The sequence below is a fragment of the Patulibacter sp. NPDC049589 genome (assembly GCF_040675535.1).
In the GTDB taxonomy this organism is placed as follows: Bacteria; Actinomycetota; Thermoleophilia; order Solirubrobacterales; family Solirubrobacteraceae; genus Patulibacter.
In genome coordinates, this window is record NZ_JBFAPC010000307.1 from 1 (window position 1) to 2,738 (window position 2,738).

General features: G+C 73.6%; 2 protein-coding genes. One reads left to right on the top strand and one right to left on the bottom strand.

What is annotated here, in order from left to right; translation table 11 throughout:
• Positions 1–613: TetR family transcriptional regulator (locus AB0L40_RS27505; RefSeq protein WP_364361955.1), on the bottom strand; the 613-nt coding region annotated here is incomplete at its 3' end.
• Positions 614–767: 154 nt separating this feature from the next.
• Between AB0L40_RS27505 and AB0L40_RS27510 the strand changes: the two genes are divergently transcribed.
• Positions 768–2,276, top strand: a complete 1,509-nt coding sequence (locus AB0L40_RS27510) for a fatty acid desaturase (protein WP_364361957.1) — start codon at positions 768–770, stop codon at positions 2,274–2,276.
• Positions 2,277–2,738 lie beyond the last annotated feature (462 nt).

Sequence of the window (2,738 nt, forward strand, 5' to 3'; positions counted from 1 at the left end):
GCTCGAAGCCCACCGAGGGCATCGTCGCGATGAGGTCGAGGTCGTACTCGCGCTCGAGGCGCTCGCGGACGATGTCCATGTGCAGCAGACCGAGGCGCCGGACGAGCACGTGGAACGAGCGCTCGACCATCCAGACCAGGGCGGACGCGATCTGGCCGGCCTCGTCCTCCGCGTGCCCGTCCCGCACGAGGCGCTCCCGCGTGGCGTCGACGAAGCGGCCGATCTCGTCGGCCCAGTGCGCGGCGATCACGGCGTCGTAGCCGGCGGCCTCCACCAGCGCGAGCACCAGGACCCGCGACGCCCGGTAGTGCGCGGCGATGTCCGCCAGCGCGATGCGGAGCTCGGCGCGCCCGCCGGTGCCGCTCCACCAGTGGTCTGCGTCGTCGAAGAGCCCCGCCACGAACTGGTCGGTCGCGGCCAGCAGCAGGTCGCGCTTGTCGCGGAAGTAGAGGTAGAAGCCCGTGCGCTTCTGCCCGGCGCGCTCGGCGATCGCGCCGACCGACAGCGCCGCGTAGGGGGTGCCCTCCTCCAAGAGCGCCGTCGCGGCGGCGATCAGCGCGGTCTCCTGCACGCGGGGCGCGCCGGGTTCGTCGCGTCTGGAGAGGACGGCCATGCGCCCATCCTACGGCCGGATCCCCTCCGGGCGGCCGGGCGGACCACGAGCCGTGGCAGTGCCTGCGGAAACGGGACTTGACAGGACGTCTGACACCCTGTCAGTCTGCGGCCGCGCGGCGACCGGCCGGGCGGACGGAGGGCGAGGAGCGGGCATGGGGACGACGACGATCGAAGACGCGGCGGGCGGGCACGACCACCACCACGACCACGGCGACGCGCCGCAGGTCAACGAGCCCGCCTGGACCGACGGCAAGCGCTACATCTGGCTGCTCGGCCTCGTCATCCCGGTGACGCCGTTCATCGCCTGGGGCCTCGTCGAGGCGACGGGCGTGGGGGCCTTCTGGTGGCTCGGCCCGGTCCTCGTCTACGCGCTCATGCCGGTGCTCGACACGTTGATCGGCACCGACGCCGAGAATCCGCCCGACCGCGTGCTGGCCTGGCTCGAGCAGGACCGCTACTACCGCTGGTGCACCTACGCGTACATCCCGCTGCAGTACGCGTCGCTGGTCCTCGCCTGCATCCTCTGGACGTCGGGCGACCTCGGGCTCGTCGGCGATCTCGGCCTGGCGACCACCGTCGGCGTCGTCTCCGGCTTCGCGATCAACGCGGCGCACGAGCTCGGCCACAAGCGCGACAAGGCCGAGAAGTGGCTCTCGAAGATCGCGCTGGCGCAGACGTTCTACGGCCACTTCTTCATCGAGCACAACCGCGGCCACCACGTCCGCGTCGCGACGCCGGAGGACCCGGCCAGCTCCCGCCTGGGCGAGAGCTTCTACGCGTTCTGGCCGCGCACGGTGAAGGGCAGCTTCACGTCCTCGGTGCACCTCGAGTGGGAGCGCTTCCGCCGGCTGAAGAAGAATCCGTGGACGCTCAGGAACGACCTGTTGAACGCGTGGCTCATGAGCGTCGTCCTGTTCGGCGGCCTGCTCGCGATCTTCGGCCTGGAGGTCGCGCCGTGGCTCGCGTTCCAGGCGATCTACGGGTTCACGCTGCTGGAGATCGTCAACTACCTCGAGCACTACGGCCTCGTTCGCCAGAAGAAGGACGACGGCCGGTACGAGCGCACGCGCCCCGAGCACTCGTGGAACAGCAACAACGTCGCGTCCAACGTCTTCCTCTACCACCTGCAGCGCCACTCGGACCACCACGCGCACCCCACCCGCCGCTACCAGGCGCTGCGCCACTTCGAGGAGGCCCCGCAGCTGCCGTCGGGCTACGGCACGATGATCGTCGTCGCGGCGATCCCGCCCCTCTGGCGCCGGGTCATGGACCACCGCGTGATGGCGCACTACGGCGGCGACGTGACCCGCGCCAACCTCCTGCCGCGCAAGCGCGAGCAGCTGCTGCGCCGCTTCGGCCCCGGCACCCCGGCGGCCGAGGAGGGCGCGCGCGTCTGGGCCCGCCGCGAGGAGGCCGACCGCCTGGCCCGCGAGCAGGCCGACGCCGAGGCCGCGGCAGCCGCGGTCGTCACGGACGCCGCCGCCGGGCACCGCTGCCCGGCCTGCGGCTACGTCTACCGGCAGGAGGCCGGCGACCCGCACGAGGGCGTCCCGGCCGGCACCGCGTGGGCCGACGTCCCCGACACGTGGAACTGCCCGGAGTGCGGCGTCCGCGACAAGGTCGACTTCGTGCCGGTGCTGCGGGAGGGGGCCGCGGCCTGAGGGAGCGGCCACGCGCCCGACGATGGGCGGGGGAGGGGCACCGCCCGCGGGGCGGAGCGGTGGGGGTCGGTCGGGCGCGCCCGGGCGGCGCGGCGGGCGCGGCGGGGCAGCGCGGCGGGAATCGGGCGGTGGGCCGACGCGGGGCGGCGATCGCGGCGTGTCCGGCTCGAGTTGTCCCGCGTAGGCGGGGAGAACTCGTGCAGGAGTTCCGGGCGCCACGAGCCGCTCGTGGCGCGGAGCCTGCCGCGCCGACCGCCGACCGGCCATGGATGGTGATGAGACCCGATCTCATGTATGGTCGGTCGCCCGTCGGGTCCGGCCATCCGGGCCCGACGCGCTCTTCGTCGCACCGTCAGGAACCTCCGCATGCCCGTTCCCTCCTCGCGCAGCGCCGCCCGCGCGTCACACCGCTCGACCCCCGCCGCCGGCCGCGCCGTCGCCGGCACCGCGGCGGATCCCGCC

Excerpts from the sequence above, each read along its gene's own strand:
- AB0L40_RS27510 (WP_364361957.1), top strand. The coding sequence starts at position 768 with ATGGGGACGACGACGATCGAAGACGCGGCGGGCGGGCACGACCACCAC.